Source organism: Flaviflexus sp., assembly GCF_052087705.1.
In the GTDB taxonomy this organism is placed as follows: domain Bacteria; phylum Actinomycetota; class Actinomycetes; order Actinomycetales; family Actinomycetaceae; genus Flaviflexus; species Flaviflexus ciconiae.
The window spans coordinates 84,926-104,362 of sequence record NZ_JBQCYC010000008.1 but is presented as its reverse complement, the minus strand read 5'-3'; the positions used below and the strand labels follow the sequence as shown (position 1 = coordinate 104,362).

Annotated in this window: 21 protein-coding genes, 1 tRNA gene and 1 pseudogene; 3 read left to right on the top strand and 20 right to left on the bottom strand. The window is 59.5% G+C overall.

The window, feature by feature from the left end:
* Positions 1-21: 21 nt before the first annotated feature.
* The 12 genes and pseudogenes from ACTHUY_RS06130 to ACTHUY_RS06075 form a co-directional block, all read right to left on the bottom strand.
* A complete protein-coding gene (locus tag ACTHUY_RS06130) occupies positions 22-819 on the bottom strand; it encodes an alpha/beta hydrolase (RefSeq protein ID WP_441678129.1) in 798 nt (265 codons plus the stop codon).
* A 201-nt stretch (positions 820-1,020) separates the two neighbouring features.
* A complete protein-coding gene (locus ACTHUY_RS06125) occupies positions 1,021-1,350 on the bottom strand; it encodes a metallopeptidase family protein (protein ID WP_441678151.1) in 330 nt (109 codons plus the stop codon).
* Positions 1,351-1,760: 410 nt separating this feature from the next.
* The gene (locus tag ACTHUY_RS06120; protein ID WP_441678127.1) at positions 1,761-2,597 is read right to left on the bottom strand and encodes an HpcH/HpaI aldolase family protein; all 837 of its coding nucleotides are present in this window, start codon (positions 2,595-2,597) and stop codon (positions 1,761-1,763) included.
* Positions 2,582-2,875 carry a hypothetical protein gene (locus ACTHUY_RS06115; RefSeq protein ID WP_441654376.1) on the bottom strand — a complete coding sequence of 98 codons (294 nt, stop codon included), beginning with the start codon at positions 2,873-2,875 and terminating at the stop codon, positions 2,582-2,584. Before ACTHUY_RS06115 ends, ACTHUY_RS06120 begins: the two co-directional genes overlap by 16 nt.
* A 49-nt stretch (positions 2,876-2,924) precedes the next feature.
* Positions 2,925-3,365, bottom strand: a complete 441-nt coding sequence (locus tag ACTHUY_RS06110) for a hypothetical protein (RefSeq protein WP_441678125.1) — start codon at positions 3,363-3,365, stop codon at positions 2,925-2,927.
* Positions 3,366-3,549: 184 nt separating this feature from the next.
* On the bottom strand, positions 3,550-4,122 hold the full coding sequence (locus tag ACTHUY_RS06105) for a hypothetical protein (RefSeq protein ID WP_441678149.1): 573 nt from the start codon (positions 4,120-4,122) through the stop codon (positions 3,550-3,552).
* Positions 4,123-4,227: 105 nt separating this feature from the next.
* Positions 4,228-5,394, bottom strand: a pseudogene (locus ACTHUY_RS06100) (FAD-dependent monooxygenase); the annotation flags it as partial.
* Positions 5,395-5,475: 81 nt separating this feature from the next.
* Positions 5,476-6,105: a GntR family transcriptional regulator gene (locus ACTHUY_RS06095; protein WP_441678124.1), complete on the bottom strand. Its 630-nt coding sequence runs from the start codon at positions 6,103-6,105 to the stop codon at positions 5,476-5,478.
* A gap of 161 nt (positions 6,106-6,266) precedes the next feature.
* A complete protein-coding gene (locus tag ACTHUY_RS06090) occupies positions 6,267-7,079 on the bottom strand; it encodes an MFS transporter (RefSeq protein ID WP_441678147.1) in 813 nt (270 codons plus the stop codon).
* A 9-nt stretch (positions 7,080-7,088) separates the two neighbouring features.
* On the bottom strand, positions 7,089-7,682 hold the full coding sequence (locus ACTHUY_RS06085) for an MFS transporter (protein WP_441678122.1): 594 nt from the start codon (positions 7,680-7,682) through the stop codon (positions 7,089-7,091).
* Between the two features lie 3 nt (positions 7,683-7,685).
* Complete coding sequence (locus ACTHUY_RS06080; RefSeq protein ID WP_441678121.1) at positions 7,686-7,859, bottom strand: hypothetical protein; 174 nt, start codon at positions 7,857-7,859, stop codon at positions 7,686-7,688.
* 87 nt (positions 7,860-7,946) lie between these two features.
* On the bottom strand, positions 7,947-9,116 hold the full coding sequence (locus ACTHUY_RS06075) for a fumarylacetoacetate hydrolase family protein (protein WP_441678119.1): 1,170 nt from the start codon (positions 9,114-9,116) through the stop codon (positions 7,947-7,949).
* Positions 9,117-9,382: 266 nt separating this feature from the next.
* On the opposite strand from ACTHUY_RS06075, the gene ACTHUY_RS06070 reads away from it, so the two are divergent.
* The gene (locus ACTHUY_RS06070; protein WP_441678117.1) at positions 9,383-10,861 is read left to right on the top strand and encodes an NAD-dependent succinate-semialdehyde dehydrogenase; all 1,479 of its coding nucleotides are present in this window, start codon (positions 9,383-9,385) and stop codon (positions 10,859-10,861) included.
* 225 nt (positions 10,862-11,086) lie between these two features.
* On the opposite strand, the gene ACTHUY_RS06065 is transcribed toward ACTHUY_RS06070, so the two are convergent.
* The 4 genes from ACTHUY_RS06065 to ACTHUY_RS06050 form a co-directional block, all read right to left on the bottom strand.
* Positions 11,087-11,878: a hypothetical protein gene (locus ACTHUY_RS06065; RefSeq protein WP_441654384.1), complete on the bottom strand. Its 792-nt coding sequence runs from the start codon at positions 11,876-11,878 to the stop codon at positions 11,087-11,089.
* 174 nt (positions 11,879-12,052) lie between these two features.
* A complete protein-coding gene (locus tag ACTHUY_RS06060; RefSeq protein ID WP_441654385.1) occupies positions 12,053-12,235 on the bottom strand; it encodes a hypothetical protein in 183 nt (60 codons plus the stop codon).
* A 197-nt stretch (positions 12,236-12,432) separates the two neighbouring features.
* Positions 12,433-13,206, bottom strand: a complete 774-nt coding sequence (locus ACTHUY_RS06055; RefSeq protein ID WP_126704618.1) for an SDR family oxidoreductase — start codon at positions 13,204-13,206, stop codon at positions 12,433-12,435.
* A gap of 297 nt (positions 13,207-13,503) precedes the next feature.
* Positions 13,504-14,022, bottom strand: a complete 519-nt coding sequence (locus ACTHUY_RS06050; RefSeq protein WP_441654386.1) for a hypothetical protein — start codon at positions 14,020-14,022, stop codon at positions 13,504-13,506.
* A 240-nt stretch (positions 14,023-14,262) separates the two neighbouring features.
* On the opposite strand from ACTHUY_RS06050, the gene ACTHUY_RS06045 reads away from it, so the two are divergent.
* A complete protein-coding gene (locus ACTHUY_RS06045) occupies positions 14,263-14,484 on the top strand; it encodes a hypothetical protein (RefSeq protein WP_441678115.1) in 222 nt (73 codons plus the stop codon).
* A 295-nt stretch (positions 14,485-14,779) separates the two neighbouring features.
* On the opposite strand, the gene ACTHUY_RS06040 is transcribed toward ACTHUY_RS06045, so the two are convergent.
* The 3 genes from ACTHUY_RS06040 to ACTHUY_RS06030 all read right to left on the bottom strand — a co-directional run bounded on the left by ACTHUY_RS06040 (position 14,780) and on the right by ACTHUY_RS06030 (position 17,004).
* Positions 14,780-14,851, bottom strand: a tRNA-Arg gene (locus ACTHUY_RS06040).
* 29 nt (positions 14,852-14,880) lie between these two features.
* A complete protein-coding gene (locus tag ACTHUY_RS06035; RefSeq protein ID WP_441654388.1) occupies positions 14,881-15,801 on the bottom strand; it encodes a universal stress protein in 921 nt (306 codons plus the stop codon).
* A gap of 366 nt (positions 15,802-16,167) precedes the next feature.
* Positions 16,168-17,004, bottom strand: a complete 837-nt coding sequence (locus ACTHUY_RS06030; protein WP_441678113.1) for a C40 family peptidase — start codon at positions 17,002-17,004, stop codon at positions 16,168-16,170.
* 528 nt (positions 17,005-17,532) lie between these two features.
* On the opposite strand from ACTHUY_RS06030, the gene ACTHUY_RS06025 reads away from it, so the two are divergent.
* On the top strand, positions 17,533-17,877 hold the full coding sequence (locus tag ACTHUY_RS06025) for a rhodanese-like domain-containing protein (RefSeq protein ID WP_441654390.1): 345 nt from the start codon (positions 17,533-17,535) through the stop codon (positions 17,875-17,877).
* Between the two features lie 140 nt (positions 17,878-18,017).
* Here ACTHUY_RS06025 and ACTHUY_RS06020 read toward each other — a convergent pair whose 3' ends face one another.
* Complete coding sequence (locus tag ACTHUY_RS06020) at positions 18,018-19,283, bottom strand: DUF6880 family protein (protein WP_441678111.1); 1,266 nt, start codon at positions 19,281-19,283, stop codon at positions 18,018-18,020.
* Positions 19,284-19,437 lie beyond the last annotated feature (154 nt).

Below are 19,437 nucleotides of genomic sequence, written 5' to 3'. Positions count from 1 at the left end.
AGCAGGGCCGCCGCCACCTGCTTAAACTCGATTGTTTAGCCACTGGATGATGTCTTCCACGACCTGTTCTGAGTCCGGCTCGTTGAGCACTTCGTGGAATCCGGCAGGCACGGTCACGAGCTCTGCTGGGGATCCGGAGTCTTTTACACTCGTGACAAACTCTCGGGATCCCTCGATGTTAGCCATCTGATCGTCCTCGCCATGAACAACGTAGAGCGGCAGGCCCTTCTTCCACGCGCTGGCATTGTCCAGTGCTTTCCGGCCATGTACTGCCATCGACGTGCCCGTGAGCATCGGCACCCATCCGTGATGAACAAGCGGGTCACGCTCGTATGCTCGCACCACGAACGGATCGCGGCTCAGGTCCTTCGTGTCAATGTTGACAATTGGAATCCTTGGCAGGAACCTTGAAAGACCGTATCCGATCTCCGCAATGATGGGTGCGACTTCCGGGAACTGTCGGAAGGCCGGACCGGACAGGACAACAGCATCGACGCCACGCGGGTCAATGAGCGCAGACATTCCCGTGATCAGACCACCCATCGAGTGTCCGAATAGAACGAGGGTGTCCGTTCTTTTTCGTGCCATGACTTCTGCGCGAGCCGCCCGGTGGTCTTTGAGCAGCTCCGGCATATCGACCTGCGCCCGGGGCCCGGCGGCCCGCCCGTGCCCTGCCTGGTCGTAGCTGAACACGTCATATCCGGCTTCCGCAAAAATCTCAATGATGTGCGAATACCGAGCGGAGTGTTCCCCAAAACCGTGCAACAGGAGAACAGTTGAACGGGGTTCCCCCACTGCGATCACATGCCGTAGTTCCATGACACTAACTCTTCCACGAAAAAGACGATCAGAGGAAGGTTCCACGAACTCAGGCCGGGATCCCGCGATCTTACGTCCATGCCCGCACCCGAGAAATATCAGACTGACATCCGTGACGCCGGCGGAGAATCTTGATCAAGGACAGGCTAAGCCGGGCCCGTTATTGCTGACCGTTGCCCAATTATTACCCTGCGGTGCCCACTACCCCCATCCGAGCGCGTGCAACCGGTCGTCGTCGATTCCGAAATGGTGGGCGATTTCGTGAATAACGGTCACGGCAATCTCGTGGATAAGTTCTTCCCTGGTTTCGCACCAGCGTGACAGTGGGCCTCGGAAAATGAAGATCGTGGCGGGCAGTGCCCCCGCCCATCCATCATCACGATCCGTGAGGGCAATGCCTTCATACAGTCCGAGAAGGGCGGGCAAGCCATCTTCATCACGCTGATCCGGACCAACCATGTCGGGAGCCGGTTCGTCTTCGATCAGGAAGACGACGTTGTCGACAGCATCCATGAGCTCGTCGGGAACCATATCGAGCGCGTCGGCAACGGCTTCCTCGAACTCTTCTTCGGAAATATTAACCACGAGGCTATTGTCCCACGCGAAAGCAACGATGAATCCTTGGGAATCACAGAGCACGGTTGGTTCGTTCAATGACCGTGGCTACGTACCCGACCAGCACCGCCAGACGTGGGTCACTTTAGTCAGAAAAAAAGAAGGACTCCCCTGTAGCTTCCATGGCGAGGCCGGGGAGTGCAATTGCTTCTCACCATAAACATCCAGGCGGACGCTCTCAAGAGACACGGAGTGGATGCCGCCTCACAAACCGAGCATCTTCCCCAACAACGATCCCCGGCAGATTAATTCCGCCGGGGATCATCTTCCCGGTGCCATAGCTTCTGTCATGACCTCCGCCGCGGTGCCATGAAGCTCATGTTCGCCTAGTAGCTGGCTCGCTCTTCACCCGGCTTTCCTGCCTGCTCCTCGCCTTGCTGGATGGGGATAAAGGTGGTGGCAAGGGCCTCGGATTGGCGGGCGAGGATCGCAACGTCGGCTTGGACAAGAATGAAGGCGATACCTTCATCGATGTAGCCGTGTGCGAGCTTCGGGTCGAAGGCGTTGATGCCGACGGGGATGCCAGCGTCGCGGGCAGCCGCGATTGTCTTCTTGATGTTTGCGACAACATCGGGGTGCGCCTGCTGACCGATGAGTCCCATGGAGGCGGCAAGATCGGAGGGGCCGATAAAGATGCCGTCAACGCCCGGGGTTGCGCAGATCTCCTTGACGTTCTCGACGGCCTGGGCAGATTCGATTTGGACGATGACGTAGACGTATTCGTCGTTCGACTTTGTCAGGTAGTTCTCGACGCGGTTCCAGCGCGCCGCTCGCGCAAGAGCCGAGCCGACTCCGCGGACACCCTCGGGAGGATATCGGGTGGCGGCTACAGCCTTTGCCGCTTCGTCAGCGGTGTTGACCATGGGGATGAGGAGGTTTTGTGCACCAAGGTCTAAATACTGCTTGATGAGGACCGTGTCGTTGACGGGAAGCCTGACAACGGGTGTTGCCGGGTAGGGTGCAACGGCCTGCAGCTGGACCTGGATTGACTCGAGCGACAGCGGGGAATGTTCGCCGTCGATGAGGACCCAGTCGAGCCCGCTTCCTGCGCATATTTCTGCGTTAATGGTGCTTCCCGAGCTGATCCACATGCCCACCTGGGAGCGAGTGGATTTGGCAAGGACCTGGCCGAAGGTGGGCGGGAGTTCTAGACGAACCGACATGACACCGTCCCCATCGGGCCGTAGTCGCACAGCACGCTGTCGCCCTGCTCCACCCACATGGGTCGAGTGAACGAGCCTGCGAGGATGAGTTCGCCCGCTTCGAGGCGGGAACCGTGCTGGTGGAACTTGTTGGCCAGCCAGGCCACGCCCGTGGCCGGGTGGTTGAGGACACCGGCGGCAACGCCCGTTTCCTCAATCGTTTCGTTCTTGTAAAGCAGGGCCGATACCCAGCGCAGGTCAACGGCATCCGGTTTCGTCGGGTTGCCGCCGATCACCATGCCGCCGTAGGCGGCATTATCGGAGATTGTGTCAACGATGGTGCGGCCTTCAAGCTCGATGTGCGAGTTGAGGATCTCGAGTGCGGGAACAACATATTCGGTTGCTCACAGTACGTCGAAAATTGAGCAGTGTGGGCCCTCGAGGGGCCTTCAGGAGGAAAGCAAGTTCAACTTCGATGCGGACATTGAGGAACCGGTTGTAGTCGATGATCGAACCATTCTCGTACACCGTGTCATCGAACATGACGCCGTAGTCGGGTTCGGTGATTCCGGTGGCCGCCTGCATGGCTTTCGAGGTAAGGCCGATCTTTCGGCCGACGAGGCGCCGACCAGCAACGATCTGCTGGTCACGCCACACTCCCTGGATCTCGTACGAGTCCTCAACCGTGGCGTCGGGGAACCGTTTCGTGATTCGGGGAATGAGCTCGCGGGTCCTGTCAGCTTCGGCGAGCTCGCTGGCGATCTGGTCGATCGCTGTGCTGTCTAGCATGTCTGTCCTTCCGGGACGGCCGCGGAGCAAGTCGTAGGCCGCGGGCTATGAAGCCTGAGCTTCAGGAGGGGCCTGATAAGAAGCCTAGTGAGGTGGGCACACTCGTGAGTTGGACTCACAGGCAACTTGATGAGAAGCCTTGAGTTGGGAGGGCCAGCGCCTAGCACGCTGGCCTTCCCCTTGGTTAGCTCAAGTCGAAAATCGGCTCGAAGAAGCGGGCAATGGAGTCGGTGTCGTCCAGGGCCGCGATGTGGGCGACGTACATGTCGGGGCGAACGATCACGACGGCTCCGTCGCGGGAGATACCGCGAATGTCGAAGATGTCTTCATCGGCGAGGGTGCCGTAGATCTGGTTCCAATCTTCCAGCTGGAAGGGACCGGTCTTGGGGCGGAACACCGCCGGTGCCTGAGTGATCTCGAAGTCGCGGTGCAGCTGCTGGTAGATGATCTTGACGTCAAAGACCGAGTCGGCATCGTCCCCCGCCTTCGTGTGGCGGACCACCGGGGAGGCCGCGTCCTCACCGAGCCAGGTGGCGAAGTCGTCGAGCTTCGAATGTTCGGACGGGTGCGCCCGGTCGGCGAAGACGTAGATACGCCAGCGTCCATCGGCCCTGTGCTGGTGGCCCAGGTGCAGATCGTTGGCGTCTGCTCTGCGAACCACGCGGGCGGACTTGAAGCGCTTACCGAGTGGGTAACCGGTGGCAAGTTCCTGCTTGGCTTCACCGGAGGTGAGCAGGCCGGGCTTGTATTCGGTCATGAAACCGGCCGGGAACTCGGCGGTGCGGACGTAGAACTCTTCGATCGACTCGTCATCGCCGGAACCTGCCATACGGCCGGACCATTCGAGGTCGAAGTCGATGAGGTCCTGGGCGATCTGCTGGCGTTCCTGCGTGTAGGTGCGAAGGATCTTCTCCGAGGAGTAGCCGCGCAGCACCTGGGCAAGCTTCCATCCGAGGTTGAAGCCGTCCTGCATGGACACGTTCATGCCCTGGCCTGTCTTTGCCGAGTGGGTGTGGCAGGCATCGCCGGCAATGAAGACATGCGGATGCTACTCGCTGTCGGTCTTGACCACGTCGTCGAAGCGGTCGGTGACCCGGTGGCCCACTTCGTAAACGGACCACCAGGCGACGTCCTGAACGTCAAAGCTGTAGGGCGCGAGAATATCGTTGCCCTTCTTAATGATCTCCTCGAGAGGGGTCTTGCGGATCTGCCGGTTGTCGTCCTCCGGGACCTCACCGAGGTCAACATAGGTGCGGAACAGGTAGCCGCCCTCGCGGGGGATGTGAAGGATCGAGCCCTTGTTCGAATGAATGATCGATTTGAGGCGAATATCGGGGAAATCGGAGTGCGCGAGAACGTCAGCCACACCCCAGGCATGGTAGGAGACGTTCCCCTGGTGGGTGGCACCAATCGACTTGCGGACCCTCGAGTGAGCACCGTCAGCGCCGAGAACATACTTGGCGCGGACCTTTCGTGTCTTCCCCTCATCCGGACCGGCCGTCACAAGCAGCTCAACCTCGACCGGGTATTCGCCTTCGCCAACCTCGAGGCTGACGAATTCGAAGCCGTAGTGGGGTGCCATCTTCGACGGCTGGTTGGCCATGAACTCGCGGAAGTAGTCGAGGACGCGAGCCTGATTCACAACAATGTGTTCAAACTCGGAGATCTCGAGCGGGTCATCGTCGGTAACCGCGGAGCGGACAATGTGGTCCGGGTTTTCCGGGTCCGGCTTCCAGAAGGCCGTTTCCTTAATAATGTAGGCCTCGTCAACGATTTCGCGGCGGAAGCCAAAAGCCTGGAAAGTTTCGACGGTGCGGGCCTGCACGCCATCCGCGTGGCCCAGTTCGAGGCGCGAGTCGCGCTTCTCGATGATGCAGGTGGTGATGTCGGGGAACACCGAAAGCTGAGCTGCTGTCAGCATGCCGGCGGGGCCGGAGCCGACGATCAGAACATCAATCTCGTCGGGCAGTTCTTCGGGCCGCCTGACCCCAACTCCCGCGGGTGGGAAGGTACGAGGGTTTTCGGACACGTATCCGTGGTTCCGTGGTGGTGGAACTTCATGATTCATCCTTCACATCTTTGTAAGTTCGGATGAGGCAAGCCGCTGGGGCTAATCGTCAATCTTGTTCAGGGCGTCATAGAGCGAAAGGAGCTTATGCTCCCTGGCATACATCTCGATCTCAGTTGCATCCGCACCTGTGCGGATGAGGTGGAGAAGATGTGCGTGCTGCTCGATCGAGAGGATCGACCGGGACGCGGTGAACTTGAAGGACGTGCGGCGGATCCGGTTGACCCGCTCGGCCTCGGTGGACATAAGGGTGTGCATACGCTCGTTCGGGCAACGGATGCCAAGCACCCTATGAAAGTGCCCGTTAAGCCTGCGGTATGCATTCGAGTCGAAATTCGCGGACTCAACGAGGACACGCATGTCCCGGTTGTAGTGCTCCGCTTCTTCCAGGTCCGCCTCCGTCAGGTGCGGTGCCGACAGTGCGGTCACCGCTCCCTCCAGGTGGGCGAGGACAGTCATCGACTCCGCGTAGGAGGAGGCATCGACAGTGGACACCTGCGCTCCTACATTGTGGGTGTATTCAACCAGGCCTTCGGATTCGAGCCAGCGAATTGCTTCTCGGACCGGGACGGTCGACACTCCGAAGTCGTCAGCAAGGGTGCTGAGGATGAGCCGATAGCCGGGGCTGTACTGACCGTCGATGATGCGGGTGCGCAGCTGGCTGTAGACCATATCTGACTTAGAAGCGGACGATGCTGTCCTGACCATGGTGAATCTTTCTGGTGTGACCGGACAAGATGTGGGGCGGGCCGGGGCCCGCGCCCACCATCTTACGGTCTGGGTGGGTACGTGATAAGAACCATTGCCGGTGGCAGACGGATCGGTCGTGGCAGCTAGAAACCTGCGCCGCGTTCGAAGTGCGCCGGGGTACCGCCGCCCTTCTCCGCAACCTTCTCGATCTTCCTGTTCAGTTCCGCATCGGCCTCGGCCGTGAGCGGCCTGCCGGTGCGGTCCTTCACCATGATCGTCGCAACCAGGGCAACTGCCGTGATAACGAAGATGTAGGTGGCCACCGCCATCGACGTTCCAAACTCAGCCTGGAGAGCGGTCGCAATAAGCGAGGCGAACGCACCGCCGAGAATCGCACCGATAGCGTTGGCAAGGCCGTCACCGGAGTGGCGGATCTTCGCGGGGAACATTTCGGCAAACATTGCGGACCGCTGCCCGTAGGTGAATCCGAGCGGGATGGCGAGAACGATAAGGCCGAGGGCGATAAGACCATAGTTCTGGGTATCGATCAGCATGAACAGAGGGAACACCCACGGCAGCTGCGAGATAAAGCCGATGTGGTACGTCCTCTTACGCGTGATCTTGTCCGACGTCCAGGCAGCAAGGATCGTGGTACCAATCCATACGGCCGAGGTAATCGAAATGATCGTGAGTATCGTTTCTCGATCAAGATCAAGATCGTTGACCGTATAGGACAGCACATATCCGCCAGCGATCATGTATCCGGCCACGCCGTTACCCATGAAGATGAGAGCGCCCTGGACGAGCGGCCGCCACGAGGTGCGGAACATTTCGATAATGGGGAGGCGAACCTGCTCTTCAGACTCGGCGGTCTCCTCCATGACCGGCGATTCGGACACTCCAAGGCGAATGACCATGCCGATCACAATGAGAACGATCGAGAACAGGAACGGGATATACCAACCTCACGACATAAACTGCGCTTCGGTGGTGAAGGCATCAACAACCCAGGGGGCGACGGTTGCCATGAGCATGCCGAAAGGAACACCAATCTGCGGGAAACCACCGAACAGGCCGCGCTTCTTCGCCGGTGCGTACTCAACCGCCATAAGCGCAGCCCCTCCCCATTCGCCGCCGGCAGCGAAGCCCTGCGCGATACGCAGAAGGAGTGGCAGGGCGGGAGCCCAGAGGCCGATCTGCGCGTAGGTGGGAAGAACACCGATGAGGAAGGTAGCGGTGCCCATGAGCATGAGCGTGGCAACGAGCATGGCCTTACGGCCCAGCTTGTCGCCGCAGTGTCCCGCTACTGCCACGCCGGGGGTGCGGAAGAAGAAGGAGATGCCGACCGTGGCAAACGAGACGAGTCGACCAGCCAGCTCACCCGAGCTCTCCACGAACGGATCGAAGAAGAGTGGGGCGAGGACAATTGCTGCCGCGTTGGCATAGATGAAGAAGTCGTACCACTCCACCGCCGTTCCAACGAGCGTGCCGAGAGCGACCCTGCGGTCCTCGGACTTCTTTTCGTCGAGAATAATCTCGGGCTGTGCTGTGGTCGTCATGACTTACACCTGCTCACCGAGCTTGAAGCCCTCAAGCGTGTCACCCTCGCGGGTGTGCGAGAAGCCGTCGGCACCGATGGTGACATCCATTTCCTTCGCTTCGAGGCGCTCGCGGAGCGGCCGCACGTCGCCGTCAAGGTCGAGAACAGCAGAAGCCTCGGTGTACCAACAGGGCACAACGGGGTTACCCCACCAGTCACGACGCTGGTTGTCGTGAACATCCCAGGTGACGGTCGAGTTGTCAGGGTCGCCCGTGTAGTAGTCCTACGTGTAGATCTCGACGCGGAGACCGTCCGGATCGCGCAGGTAAAGGTAGAAGACGTTCGACACACCGTGGCGGCCCGGGCCGCGCACCTTGGTACGCAGAGCAAGAATGTCACCGAGCGTTCCCGCCATCTCCCGCCCCCGGGCCTCCATGACCAGCACTTCACCCTCGTTAACGGTGTCGATGGCGCGCTTCTGTGCGTTGAAGCCGCCACCCTTCGCCTTGAACAGGTCTGGACGGTGAGCAACGTAGCGAAGCGTGCGGGCAGTGACAATAATCTTTGTGCCGGCCACAATCGGGTGCACGCCATCGATGGAGACATTGGCGTAGCCGTGCTTTCGAAGAACCGAGGACAGGGTCGCAACGGCAACGTTCGAAAGGCGCTCGCGCAGTTCGGGGGTCAGCTCAAACTCGGGCTCAAGACCGGCCTCTTCACGCGAACCCCACGCATCGATCCGCTGCTTGTCATCGGCAGCAGGTGCCGAACCAATGTCAGCGAGTGCCGGGCCGGCAACAACAGTGGTGGTGAGCTCACCGGAAGTGAGCGACGGATCGGTCTCGGAGAACACCTCGACGGTGACGGTCTGGCCGGGCTGGAGAACGGAAGAGCCGGCAGGCGTTCCCGTGAGGATAATGTCGCCCGGCTCCAGAGTCATGAAGCGGGACAGGTCCGCAATGAAGTGGGAAAAGCTGAACAGCAGGGTGGAGGAGGAGTTGCCCTGAACAACCTTGCCATCAACGGTGGCCTTAATGCGTAGCGTTGCTGGATCGACCTTGGTTGCATCGATGAGCTGCGGACCAACGGGGGTCATGCCATCACCGGACTTCGAGCGAACATTCGAGCCCTTATCCGCGGCGCGGAAGTCGAGCAGACCCATGTCGTTACCTGCGGTCACCCAGCCGACGTGCGGCCAGGCATCCTCTTCGGAGATGTTGCGGCCAGCCTTGCCAATCACGAGGGCAATCTCTGCTTCGAAGACGAGCAGCTCGGTACCCTCGGGGCGAACAACCTCGCCGGGGCCGGTCAGAGGGGAGGCGGCCTTCAGGAAGCACGACGCTTCCTTCGGGGTGCGTCCGCGCTGGGCGGCACGGGACGGGTAAGAGAGGTGGACAGCGACGATCTTCCCCACGGAGTGATCGAGTGTCTGGGAAACGACTGTGGCACTCAACGCCTGCTCTTTTGCATGTGGTGCTGGTCGGTCCAGCTGTCAGATCACAACCTGACTAGTTCGCATACTCAATCGTATACGATCCGTGATGCGATCATGGCCTAGGAATTAATCCTTGTCAACTAAATATTTGAAATTGCTTCAACGAGTTTTCCCGGCGGGCCCGAAGTAGTTCGGCCTCAAGGACAATTCGACGAGGTGGACACATAGAGTAGGGGTAGAAAGTACGCCACTCCCCTCAGGCTTACTTCGAAGGAGAAGTGACAATGTCCGATAACCGAATCTCAGAGCTCCTGTCCCGCATCCCCACCGACCTGTTCATTGGCGGGGAATGGCGGGCGTCTAGCACCGGTGAACGCTTCGATGTTCTCAACCCGGCGACCGGCGAAGTTCTCACCTCCGTTGCGTCCGCCAGCCCACAGGACGGTAAGGAAGCCCTCGATGCTGCGGTCGCCGCGCAGGAGGAGTGGGCGGCCACCTCCCCCAGGGTTCGCTCCGACATCCTCTACAAGGCTTTCGAGCTCGCCACAACGACCTACGCCGAGGACCTCGCCCTTATCATGACCCTGGAAATGGGGAAGCCCCTCGACCAGGCGGCTGGCGAAGTTGCCTACGGCGCGAGCTTCCTCCGCTGGTTCGCGGAAGAGGCCACCCGGATCCGCGGCGACTACTTCCGCATCCCCGAAGGCCACCTCCAGGCAATCGTCGTGCGCCGCCCCGTCGGCCCCTGCCTGTTCATTACGCCCTGGAACTTCCCGCTGGCTATGGCCACCCGCAAGGCGGGCCCCGCCTTCGCCGCGGGTAACACCGCGATCCTCAAGCCCTCGAAGGAAACCCCGCTAACTTCGCTCTTCTTTGGGAAGATCATGCAGGAGGCGGGACTGCCCGATGGCGTCCTGTCAGTTATTCCCTCGAAGTCGTCCCGCGACATTACCGGTCCGATCATCGAGGACTCGCGCCTGCGCAAGCTGTCTTTCACGGGCTCCACGGCAGTCGGCAAGGCCCTCCTAAAGGAAGCCGCCGGCAACGTTCTGCGCACCTCAATGGAGCTCGGCGGCAACGCGCCCTTCATCGTCTTCGAGGATGCCGACATTGATAAGGCAGTCGACGCGGCCGTCGCCACAAAGATCCGTAACATGGGTGAGGCCTGCAACGCGGCTGACCATTTCTTCGCTCACGAGGACGTCTACGACGAGTTCACGACGAAGTTCACGAAGGCCCTCGCAGCCAAGACCGTCGGCGCAGGCACCGAGGACGGAATCGATGTTGGACCGCTCGTCAGCCAGAAGCAGCTCGATGATGTCACCGGGCTTGTCCAGCGCGCAATCGAAGCAGGCGCCAACGTTGAGACCGGTGGTGAACGAGTCGGCGACTCCGGCTACTTCTTCGCACCCACGGTCCTCACGAACGTGGCACCCGACGCGGAGATCATGACCGAAGAAATCTTCGGCCCCGTCGCTCCCGTCGTGTCCTTCTCCGACGAGAAGGAGCTCATCAAGATCATCAACGCCGACTCGGTTGGCCTCGCGGGCTACTTCCACACGAACGATCTGCCCCGGGTCCTCCGCCTCGCGGAGAAGCTGGAGATCGGCATGCTCGGAGTCAACTCCGCCACCATCTCCAACACGGCGGCTCCCTTCGGCGGCCTCAAGCAATCCGGCATGGGACGCGAAGGCGGCAAGGAAGGCATCGAGGAATACCTCGAGACCGTCTACGTCGGCATGCCGGCACCGGATCTGTCCTAGTAAGAAGGTGTCATAGCTGCAGAGAGCCAATGACTCTCTGCAGCCCCACCAGGTAGCGAACGCCCGCGGATTATTCCGCGGGCGTTCAGCTTTGTCAGGTTTTTGGGGCGATTGTCCCCACGGTCGGCCAGCACGCCCACTGCAAACCGTTGCTCGTGCGGCTGGCTATAACCTCAGTAGCGAACCGCGGCCTCGATTGCGGGCCTCTGCTCCGGTGTTCAGCGACTACTCCTGAGGGAGGAACACTTCGGTCGTGTTCTTGGAGTCGCACACGAAATATCCGGATGCAATGATGAGGGTCCCTTCGGCCGCCGGGCGGGTAAGTAGCTCATTACCTTCGGAATCGATAAGCGTGAGCTCCTGCCCAGCCTTCAGGAGGAATAGCGAACCGTCGGCGGACACACCGGCAACGTCGTACGGTTCGACACCGTCAACGCCAAACTCACCATCCTGCGTGAACACCTTCCCGCTCTCGTTCTCAAAGTGGGCCGGAGTTCCATCGGCCGCGACGGCAATGACGGGTCCGGCGGCTAGATGTTCCTCAACCGGGAAGAGGACGCCTTCAGCGGGTGTGGGGACGAAGGCGTGCATGGGCTTCCCAGAGCTGGTGTCAACGCTGTCGCCATCGACATCGAAAGCCGCGTACTCGGGGGCATCGGGATCGTTTTCAACGATGTAGCCATCAGCTGCCCACACAGGGTCATCACGGTGAATCGTTGCGATGGTCTCGCCGGTATCAAGATTGAGGACGCGGCTTTCATTAGCGCCGCCGAGAGTCACCGCGAGCAGACCATCGTCGAGAACGTGGAGTTCGGTGGGCGCCTCAATACCGGCCTCCCACAGTGCTTCTTCGCCATTGACCGCGAAAAGCCCCACGGAAGATATGTCGAGTAGGACAACGTCGTCCACCCGCGCACTTATGTGAACGCCGCCGTATGCCTTCGACGAGTCAACGGCGAGATCGTCCACAATGTCCCCGGTGGCAATATCGGCAACCTGCCAAGTGCTGTCAGCCATGTCGAGAGTGAGGACGGTGCCATCACTGGTTTCCGAGGGACTGCAGGTGGAACCTTCGATAGCCCACACTTGTTCGCCGCTACGAACATCCCATCCGCGGACCTCGTAGGCACCATTCTCGTCGCTTGATTCGACCGCGACGTCGCCGTCGAGCGCACAAAGGAAGCCAGATATCTAGAAAGGATCTGCCACTCCGTTGGCGTACTCATCTTTAAGCCAATCACCAGAGTCGCCCTGAGGGCTGAGAGTTAGGTCAGCTACCTCCGGGAGCTCAGCCCCCTCATCCGTCTCATCGCCCGAGCAGGCCGCCACAAGAAGAGCGGAGGCAACAACGACACCGGTGACGCTCGTCCGCATTCGTACATTTTTCGCTACGTTCACGGTGCCACCCTATCCGTAGCAACCCAGCGCACATGGGCGTACCGTCGCGCTGAAGTCCCCGAAGCTTACCCCGCCAACAAGGACGGGACCCAACTGCACTTCACGTGCGGTCAGGCCCCGGACTCGATCACCGTGCAGGTTCGTGTAAGCCCGGCACGTTATGCATACGTGGGTTACACGGCGGTGTATCCACCATCGACGATGAAGTCGGACGCTGTTGCGTACGTGCTTGCATCGCTAGCCAGGTAGACGGCGATGCCAGCGAGCTCATCGGGACGGCCCAGGCGGCGCTGCGGGGTTACGCCGGCCCATTCATCGCGAAGCGGTGCGAGCTCTTCCGACTGAAGTAGTTCGGTACCGATGTAGCCGGGGCTGATTGTGTTGACCCGAACGCCCCTGTCCGCCCATTCCACACCGAAAGATTTGGACATATGCACAACACCGGCCTTCGAAGTGTTGTAGTGAATCTGCGGCTGGGGCACGTTCACAATCGATCCGGACATGGAGCCCGTGTTGACGATCGATCCACCACCGTTCTCGAGCATGTAGCGACCCGCGGCCTGCGTTCCGAAGAACACCGCATGCATGTTGAGGTTGATCATCCTATGCCAGTCTTCAACGGACAGGTCTTCCGAAGGAACGTTGTGCGCCATCCCAGCATTGTGGAAAGCGATGTGTAGGCCTCCGAAGTCTGCAACAACCTGCTCCACAAGCTTCGGGGCGTTCTCTGCAACGGTGACATCGACTGCGTACGCCTTCGTCTTTCGTCCCGTTGCCTCAGCAATATTCTTAGCCGTGCCCTCGGCCTTCTCCAGGTTGATATCGACGACCGCGACATCCGCACCAGCTTCGGCCAGCCCGGTCGCGAGCGCCTCACCGATCCCCTGCGCGGCTCCAGTTACGTAGGCTACTTTCCCATCCAGTCTGAACTTGTCCATGATGCTCATTGCGGGATCCTCTCTTCGATACTTCCCAGTGACCGACACCAATTGCGTGGCGCCCGTCACCGCCAAGCATAGGTATCTCAACCGGCCATCGATAGAGATTTCTCCTCACTGAATAAAGTGAACGGAGGTCTAGAATTCACAATCTGAACCATGACAGACTGGACATTTAAGACGTTATGCAACGTGCAGGAGAAACCCGAGCAAAGTCGGTGCACGCACGACTTATCCCAGTGCTCTGCTCATCCAGCGGATGGATCAATTGCTGTGGGGTAGCGTCCTGTTGGGTAATGAAGGTCGTTAACGTCCCGTTCTCTGATGAAACGCTTCGACGAGGGCTCTGGCTTTCTTGGCGGACAGCATCCCGGCCATGAGTCTGATCGCAGAGTCATCGGTGAAGCGAATATAGAGCCTGCCGCGCTGGGCGAACCTGGGCTGGTGGGAAATTGCGTCGATATCGTCGAGTGTGCAGCGCCATGCGATCTTCATTTTTTGCGCCCGCCCGAGCGTTCCCGCAATCGCCATGAGTTGCGCGGTCGTTAGTAGGAGTTCCGGCATGTTCATCGCAACCCTGTGGAGGGATACTGCCATGCCGCCCCGTGGCGCTATGAGGGATGTGCCGCCAATAGCTTTGTCCGCCGCTTCGTTCCAGGATCGGACATCGAGACCACCGATCGGATCGAAGCTAACCGACGGGCCGCGCCTACCAATGTCCTCGTGGCCCTGAACGTAGGTGACTTTCGCAAGCGCAAGAGGCCACTCCCCCGGCCCACACAGGGCGGAGAGCTCCTCTCTGTATAGCTTGAGATAGTCAAACATGGTCGTATCGTAGCGGAGGCAAACTAGCAGGTCACGGGGTGGAACAAATCTCCTCCTCGAGTCAAAGTGCCCAGCAATCTCTCGCCCGAACGACATTCAACCTCGAGAATCACCAGCACACAATCGCGTCTTTCCGGCACGCGAGGGCGCTTGAACGCCGCGTGTTCAAAAGTGCGGCCCCTTAGTCCCCCGTTATTTCAGGCGGAAATCGTTAGCCTGGGCTCGACGGGAGGTGCCACGATGCGGAAGTATCTGGTAGCCATTGCGATATGGGCTCTCATTTTTCCGTTTGCCATCGTCAACGGAATCCTACGTGACGAGGTGCTCGACGGCCTTGGCGATTTGGCCCCTCCTCTGAGCGGTGTCATTCTCTCGGCCATTATCCTCGTCATCGCACTGTTCCTTATTCCAAAGATCGAGGATTGCCGACCCAGGGATTTTGTTTTCTTTGGAATTATCTAGTTCGTTCTCACGAACCTGTTCGACCTATCGGCGATCTTGATCGACGGACGAGGGCTATCTGACTTCTTTGCCGCATTCAACATTGCAGAGGGCAACCTGTGGGCCCTCGTTGTCATCACGGCGCTCGTTGCCCCTTCCATCGCAGGCCGTACCCGCGGATCTTGGGGTGCTGAGGCTCGCCAGGTTCCACCTACAAAGTATGCACCACTCTGTTTCATCGAGGGAACTAGCCTTAACATCGCGGCGGCAGTGGAAATCCCCCGGGAAGTCTCTGCTTCACCGGGGGATCAGGTCGTGCCCTCGATTGGATTCGAACCAACGACCTATCGCTTAGGAGGCGATTGCTCTTCCGCTGAGCTACGAGGGCAACGCACTCCAGTTTACCGAAACTTTCTATTAGGGCCTACTCCAAGGGACATCAGTCACTGCGGGAGGTACGTCATCTCCGGGGCGGATCCGCTTGGGAACAACCATGACGGGGCAGGTTGAGTGATGGAGCACAGCCTGGCTTGTGGAGCCAAGCAGGAGGCCAGCGAAGCCTCCGCGTCCACGGGTACCGATGACGAGCAGGTCAACTGCGGTCGAGAACTCCGCCATAAGAGCAGCGGGGTTACCTTCGAGAGCGTGCGTGCGTACGTCAATGTCGTAGCCCTCGGTAGCCTTCTCGACAACGACCTCGAGGCCGCTTCGCACATCATCGAGGACGTCAACGGAGTATCCCGCCCCCGGCATCCACGCAATCGAGCTCGTATTCACCGTTGCAACAGCCGTGAGCTTAGCCTTCCAGCGCTCGGCCTCCCAGACAGCGCGCTCAAGAGCAATATTTGCGGCTTCTGAACCATCGACGCCAACAACGATGTGCCTAATCGGCAGGCAGGAGCCAGCCGAGGCTTCCGGAACAACAACGCTTGGGCAGTAGGCGTGAGCCGGAACTGCGCTCGACACCGTTCCAAGGAGCCGGTCAGCGAAGGACCCCTTGCCACGGCTACCAACAACGACGGTCGCGACCTTCTTGGAGAGCTCGACGAGCACCGCGGAGGGATCTCCGGTCTCGAGCGAGGACGAAGTCTCAACGCCAGCATTCTGCGCCTTAAGCACGGCAGCATCAAGGTATTCATTCGCTGCTTCGAAAAGCCTCGAGTCCATTGACGTCGCGGCACCCTCAAAGGTATGCGCGGTGTAGGTCGGGAGTTCGTAGGAGGACACGATGTGCAGTCGAGCGGCCCTCCTCTTAGCCTGCTCGATCGCCCACGTTAAAGCGGTTTCTGATCTTTCTGAGCCATCGATACCAACGGCGACAACATTGTCATGCGTCATAGCGGCCTCCTCCTCAGGATTCTTACTGTCACTTTACCGCTCCGAGGGCGATTCTGTATCGACCCAAGGCAGATCGATAGGCAAAACTGCTAAACGTTGCCATCCGACCAAGGACTTCGACCGGCGCTTCCCGCGTAGCCGCGCACACCCCAGAAAGGACCCGAGCAGGTAGCGGATACTGGCTTGGAGCACAGACTATATGGCTGTTCTCAAATAGGAACACGGAAGGAGGCCGCTATAGCCCTCTCGGACGTGAAGTGCGCGAGCAAAGGAGTTCAGCCGACCAGAAACACTCCCCAATGGTGTCGCGTCCGGGTACGGCAAGTGGGGAGCACCCTTTCGAGCGCTCCCCACTTAGGAAGTTAATTAGCCGAGTACGCGGAGGTAGATCGGGCTGCCCCAAACGGGGGCTTCCTGGGTACCCATCGAGGGGTTCCAAGCTGCGATGTGCATGCCGTTGCCGGTGTAGATACCGACGTGGCCGGGCCACCACATGAGGTCGCCGGGCTGTGCCTGCGAAGCAGACACCTGGTAGCCGGCGTAGCGAGCACCGCTCGAGGAGTTCGGGAGGTCAACGCCAACCTGGTTGTAGACGTAGTCGGCGAAGCCGATGCAGTCCCAACCGGCGGGGCTGGTGCCACCCCACACGTAGGGTGCGCCCGCGTAGGAACGAGCAATGGCGACAACGCGAGAACCGGTAGCCGAGTAGGTCTGGACCGGAGCGGCTTCAACAACCGGCTCCGGCTCTGCGGCCTGCGTGGTCGTCTGAGTCGTTGCAGCCTGAGTGGTGGTCTGAGTCGTTGCTGCCTGAGTGGCGGTCTGAGTCGTTGCTGCCTGCGTCTGGGCGGGAGCGGCCTCAGTTGCCGTGGTGGTCTCAGCTACCGGAGCTTCAACAACTTCCTCAACAACCGGCTCGGGCTCCGGCTCGGGTGCGGCCTCTGCGGTGACGGTTACAGCGTCAAGGTCGAAATCCTCGACATCGTCAACCTGGACAGTGAATGCCTCGGGTGCGACATCGGTAGGCTTCTCATCAAGGGTGATCCGCTCGGAAGCGTCGATCTGCTCCTCGGAGCCAACGGCCGACGGGACAGCTGCGCTGAACATCAGGCCTGCGGTCGCCGCACCTGCAGTGACAACGCCCGCGGTCATGGGCTTGATGGGTGCAGCAGCCGCGTGGCGGCCAGTGCGCTGGGACTTGATCATCGTTAGTTTCTCCAAGCGGGCAAGCCCGCGTGTTTCAATTCGTCTTTTGGTCTGAGTTATACCGGGTCGGTACACGTCCGCTGTTCGAACTTCCAAAACTATAACAATATTGAAACGGTAATGTCACGCTTCGATAACGATTTGTTGCGGTGACCGTGACCTCTATTTTTAAAACGTTGCGATATCAACGAAAGATCACGCGAGCCCAATCACAGAACGTTATAAACGTGTCGCACCTCGCAGTTATTTCATCTTGATTTTCACCCAAACGGGCCCGAAATCTGCTCCCATCAGACCGCGTAACACGAGTACGGCACACGTTACAGCTGGTCATGTGGTCATCGGGTTTCTTGAGGCAACGCTTTCGGCCCGCGTAGGCTCTAGGTCACAGACCAACAACTCCACACACAGATTTCTGCAGTGCGTCAGTATCACTGGCGAGATTCCAGCTCAGTCGCATGCGTCTCTTCTTAATCTCCTCGCAGAGCCGTTCCCCATTTGCCGAGGCCGTTCCCGAAAGGAACGTTTATGTTCCGTCACCTCATCCCCCTCACCGCTATCCTCCCGCTCGCGGCTGGCACACCGTCTGAGTCCGATCTGCCCGAAGGCGCCATCATCCTCGATATGCGCACGCCGGGTGAGTATGCGGGTGGGCACCTTGATGGTGCCCAGCTTGTTGATTTCAACGCTGGCGAAGTTCAGCTCGCAATCCCCGAGCTCGACCCCAACGCCGACTATCTTGTCTACTGCCGTTCGGGGAATCGTTCGGGCCAGGGCATGGCTCTTATGCAGCAGGCCGGTTTCACAAGCGTCACGAACCTGGGCTCCCTGGAGGACGCCTCAGCGGCCACCGGCATCAACATCGTCCAATAGTCATTTTCCACCGTTCACAATGGGCCGGCCAGGCTTCAATCTGGTTGGCCCATTGTGAACAAGGCTGGAACCACACGACGACTCCGAATCGACAGCGCGCCTCTGATACCCGAAGGGGCTGAACATCGCCGCCGTTTTGCCTACGGCAGCCCGGCCTGGTCGAACTCTGCCATGAGGCGAGGCCTGCGGGGATATAGTTCTCGCATCCTCCCGATGACGGAGTCGACGAGGGCAATGGCCTCTGCGTTGCCGGTTGCTCGCGCTTCTTTTCGGAGCTTCACGAACTCGCGTGCGGCCGGCCGGTACTTGCGCCTATCCGTTTCGATCAATGCATCGCTCACCACCCGGGATCGGACCCTCAGAGCGGCCACCGGATCGATGGGCGTATACGCCTCAGCTAGCTCTGCCCAAATACAGTCGTCCTCGGGTAGAAGCCGGGTTGCGGTTTCCCAGGCAAGCTGCACATTCTTTAAGGTCTTCCATTGGAACCGCACAAGTTCGCTCGAATTCTTCTCCTCCAGGGTTTCGTGGATCCGGCCGAGGACCTCATCACCATCAACTCTGTGCAGTCCTGCCGCGGAGACGGCCGAGGGCCACCGCTCAAAGATCGTGCGGATTGCATCATCGTGTTCTTCAGGCAAATGCTCAATCAGAAGCCTGCGCCACCGGGTAGCGGCGTCACGCGATTGATGACCGTAGTCGAACAGAACCGCCTGCTTGGCCCACTCAACCGTTCTTGGAATATCACCAACTTCTTCGAATGCTTCAGAAACATCGACGTACCAGGCAGCCACACTGCCGTCCCGTAGGTGTGTCCTAATAATTGCTTCGGTGTCCTTGTCAAAGACCGCAAGACGCTTGTCGAACCATTCGAGAACGTGCGCTTTATGACTTCTGAGTCCATATGGGCCGGGTTCTTCCTTTGCCACCTCCGCACGGAGAACTTCGACATGCTGTTTAAAACGCTCCATGCCTGTCGAACCAAGGGCGGGAGCGTAGGCGACGGGATCCGTTTCAAATATTTGGAGTTCGTCGGTGAACGGCAAGTTGAATACCCAATCGGCAAGCTTCAGTTGCGGCACGTCGGCACGCTCAGCCGCGCGCGGATGCAGTTCCAACAGTTCCGCACACGCTGTGCCGATGATCCCACTTGAGTCATCCGCGCGAGCTATTACTTTGAGTGCAGAACGGATTGCCTTGGTGATAACCGTGTATGTCTCTTGTGGAGTCGGAACAGCAATCCCGAGGTCGGGCATCTCCTCCGGATTATCAAGGGCTTGCTCCAGAAGGGCAACCCCGTCGAGCATTGAGTCGCCCTGGTCGTTTGCGACCTCGTAGCGCCACAGGTCCCGGCTTTGCGCACGGATCAATGGGAGCACACCATCGGCTAGCGACATCAATTCCATGGATTCTTCCAATCAGATACACGATTCGATTGCAGTCTAAATCCTTCGAGGCACCGGTTCCGCATTGGAGCAATTCTCAACGCGGTATCGCGCGTGAGTCCCGGGAAGAGGGAGGGTCAGTACGGCACGGAACAAATAGCGAAGACAAAGATCC

What these genes read in the sequence shown, in the direction of transcription:
- ACTHUY_RS06130 (WP_441678129.1), bottom strand. Translation starts at nt 819, where the DNA reads ATGGAACTACGGCATGTGATCGCAGTGGGGGAACCCCGTTCAACTGTT.
- ACTHUY_RS06125 (WP_441678151.1), bottom strand. Translation starts at nt 1,350, where the DNA reads ATGGTTCCCGACGAGCTCATGGATGCTGTCGACAACGTCGTCTTCCTG.
- ACTHUY_RS06120 (WP_441678127.1), bottom strand. Translation starts at nt 2,597, where the DNA reads ATGTCGGTTCGTCTAGAACTCCCGCCCACCTTCGGCCAGGTCCTTGCC.
- ACTHUY_RS06115 (WP_441654376.1), bottom strand. Translation starts at nt 2,875, where the DNA reads ATGGTGATCGGCGGCAACCCGACGAAACCGGATGCCGTTGACCTGCGC.
- ACTHUY_RS06110 (WP_441678125.1), bottom strand. Translation starts at nt 3,365, where the DNA reads ATGCTAGACAGCACAGCGATCGACCAGATCGCCAGCGAGCTCGCCGAA.
- ACTHUY_RS06105 (WP_441678149.1), bottom strand. Translation starts at nt 4,122, where the DNA reads ATGACCGAATACAAGCCCGGCCTGCTCACCTCCGGTGAAGCCAAGCAG.
- ACTHUY_RS06095 (WP_441678124.1), bottom strand. Translation starts at nt 6,105, where the DNA reads ATGGTCTACAGCCAGCTGCGCACCCGCATCATCGACGGTCAGTACAGC.
- ACTHUY_RS06085 (WP_441678122.1), bottom strand. Translation starts at nt 7,682, where the DNA reads ATGACGACCACAGCACAGCCCGAGATTATTCTCGACGAAAAGAAGTCC.
- ACTHUY_RS06070 (WP_441678117.1), top strand. Translation starts at nt 9,383, where the DNA reads ATGTCCGATAACCGAATCTCAGAGCTCCTGTCCCGCATCCCCACCGAC.
- ACTHUY_RS06065 (WP_441654384.1), bottom strand. Translation starts at nt 11,878, where the DNA reads ATGGCTGACAGCACTTGGCAGGTTGCCGATATTGCCACCGGGGACATT.
- ACTHUY_RS06060 (WP_441654385.1), bottom strand. Translation starts at nt 12,235, where the DNA reads ATGCGGACGAGCGTCACCGGTGTCGTTGTTGCCTCCGCTCTTCTTGTG.
- ACTHUY_RS06055 (WP_126704618.1), bottom strand. Translation starts at nt 13,206, where the DNA reads ATGAGCATCATGGACAAGTTCAGACTGGATGGGAAAGTAGCCTACGTA.
- ACTHUY_RS06050 (WP_441654386.1), bottom strand. Translation starts at nt 14,022, where the DNA reads ATGTTTGACTATCTCAAGCTATACAGAGAGGAGCTCTCCGCCCTGTGT.
- ACTHUY_RS06045 (WP_441678115.1), top strand. Translation starts at nt 14,263, where the DNA reads ATGCGGAAGTATCTGGTAGCCATTGCGATATGGGCTCTCATTTTTCCG.
- ACTHUY_RS06035 (WP_441654388.1), bottom strand. Translation starts at nt 15,801, where the DNA reads ATGACGCATGACAATGTTGTCGCCGTTGGTATCGATGGCTCAGAAAGA.
- ACTHUY_RS06030 (WP_441678113.1), bottom strand. Translation starts at nt 17,004, where the DNA reads ATGATCAAGTCCCAGCGCACTGGCCGCCACGCGGCTGCTGCACCCATC.
- ACTHUY_RS06025 (WP_441654390.1), top strand. Translation starts at nt 17,533, where the DNA reads ATGTTCCGTCACCTCATCCCCCTCACCGCTATCCTCCCGCTCGCGGCT.
- ACTHUY_RS06020 (WP_441678111.1), bottom strand. Translation starts at nt 19,283, where the DNA reads ATGGAATTGATGTCGCTAGCCGATGGTGTGCTCCCATTGATCCGTGCG.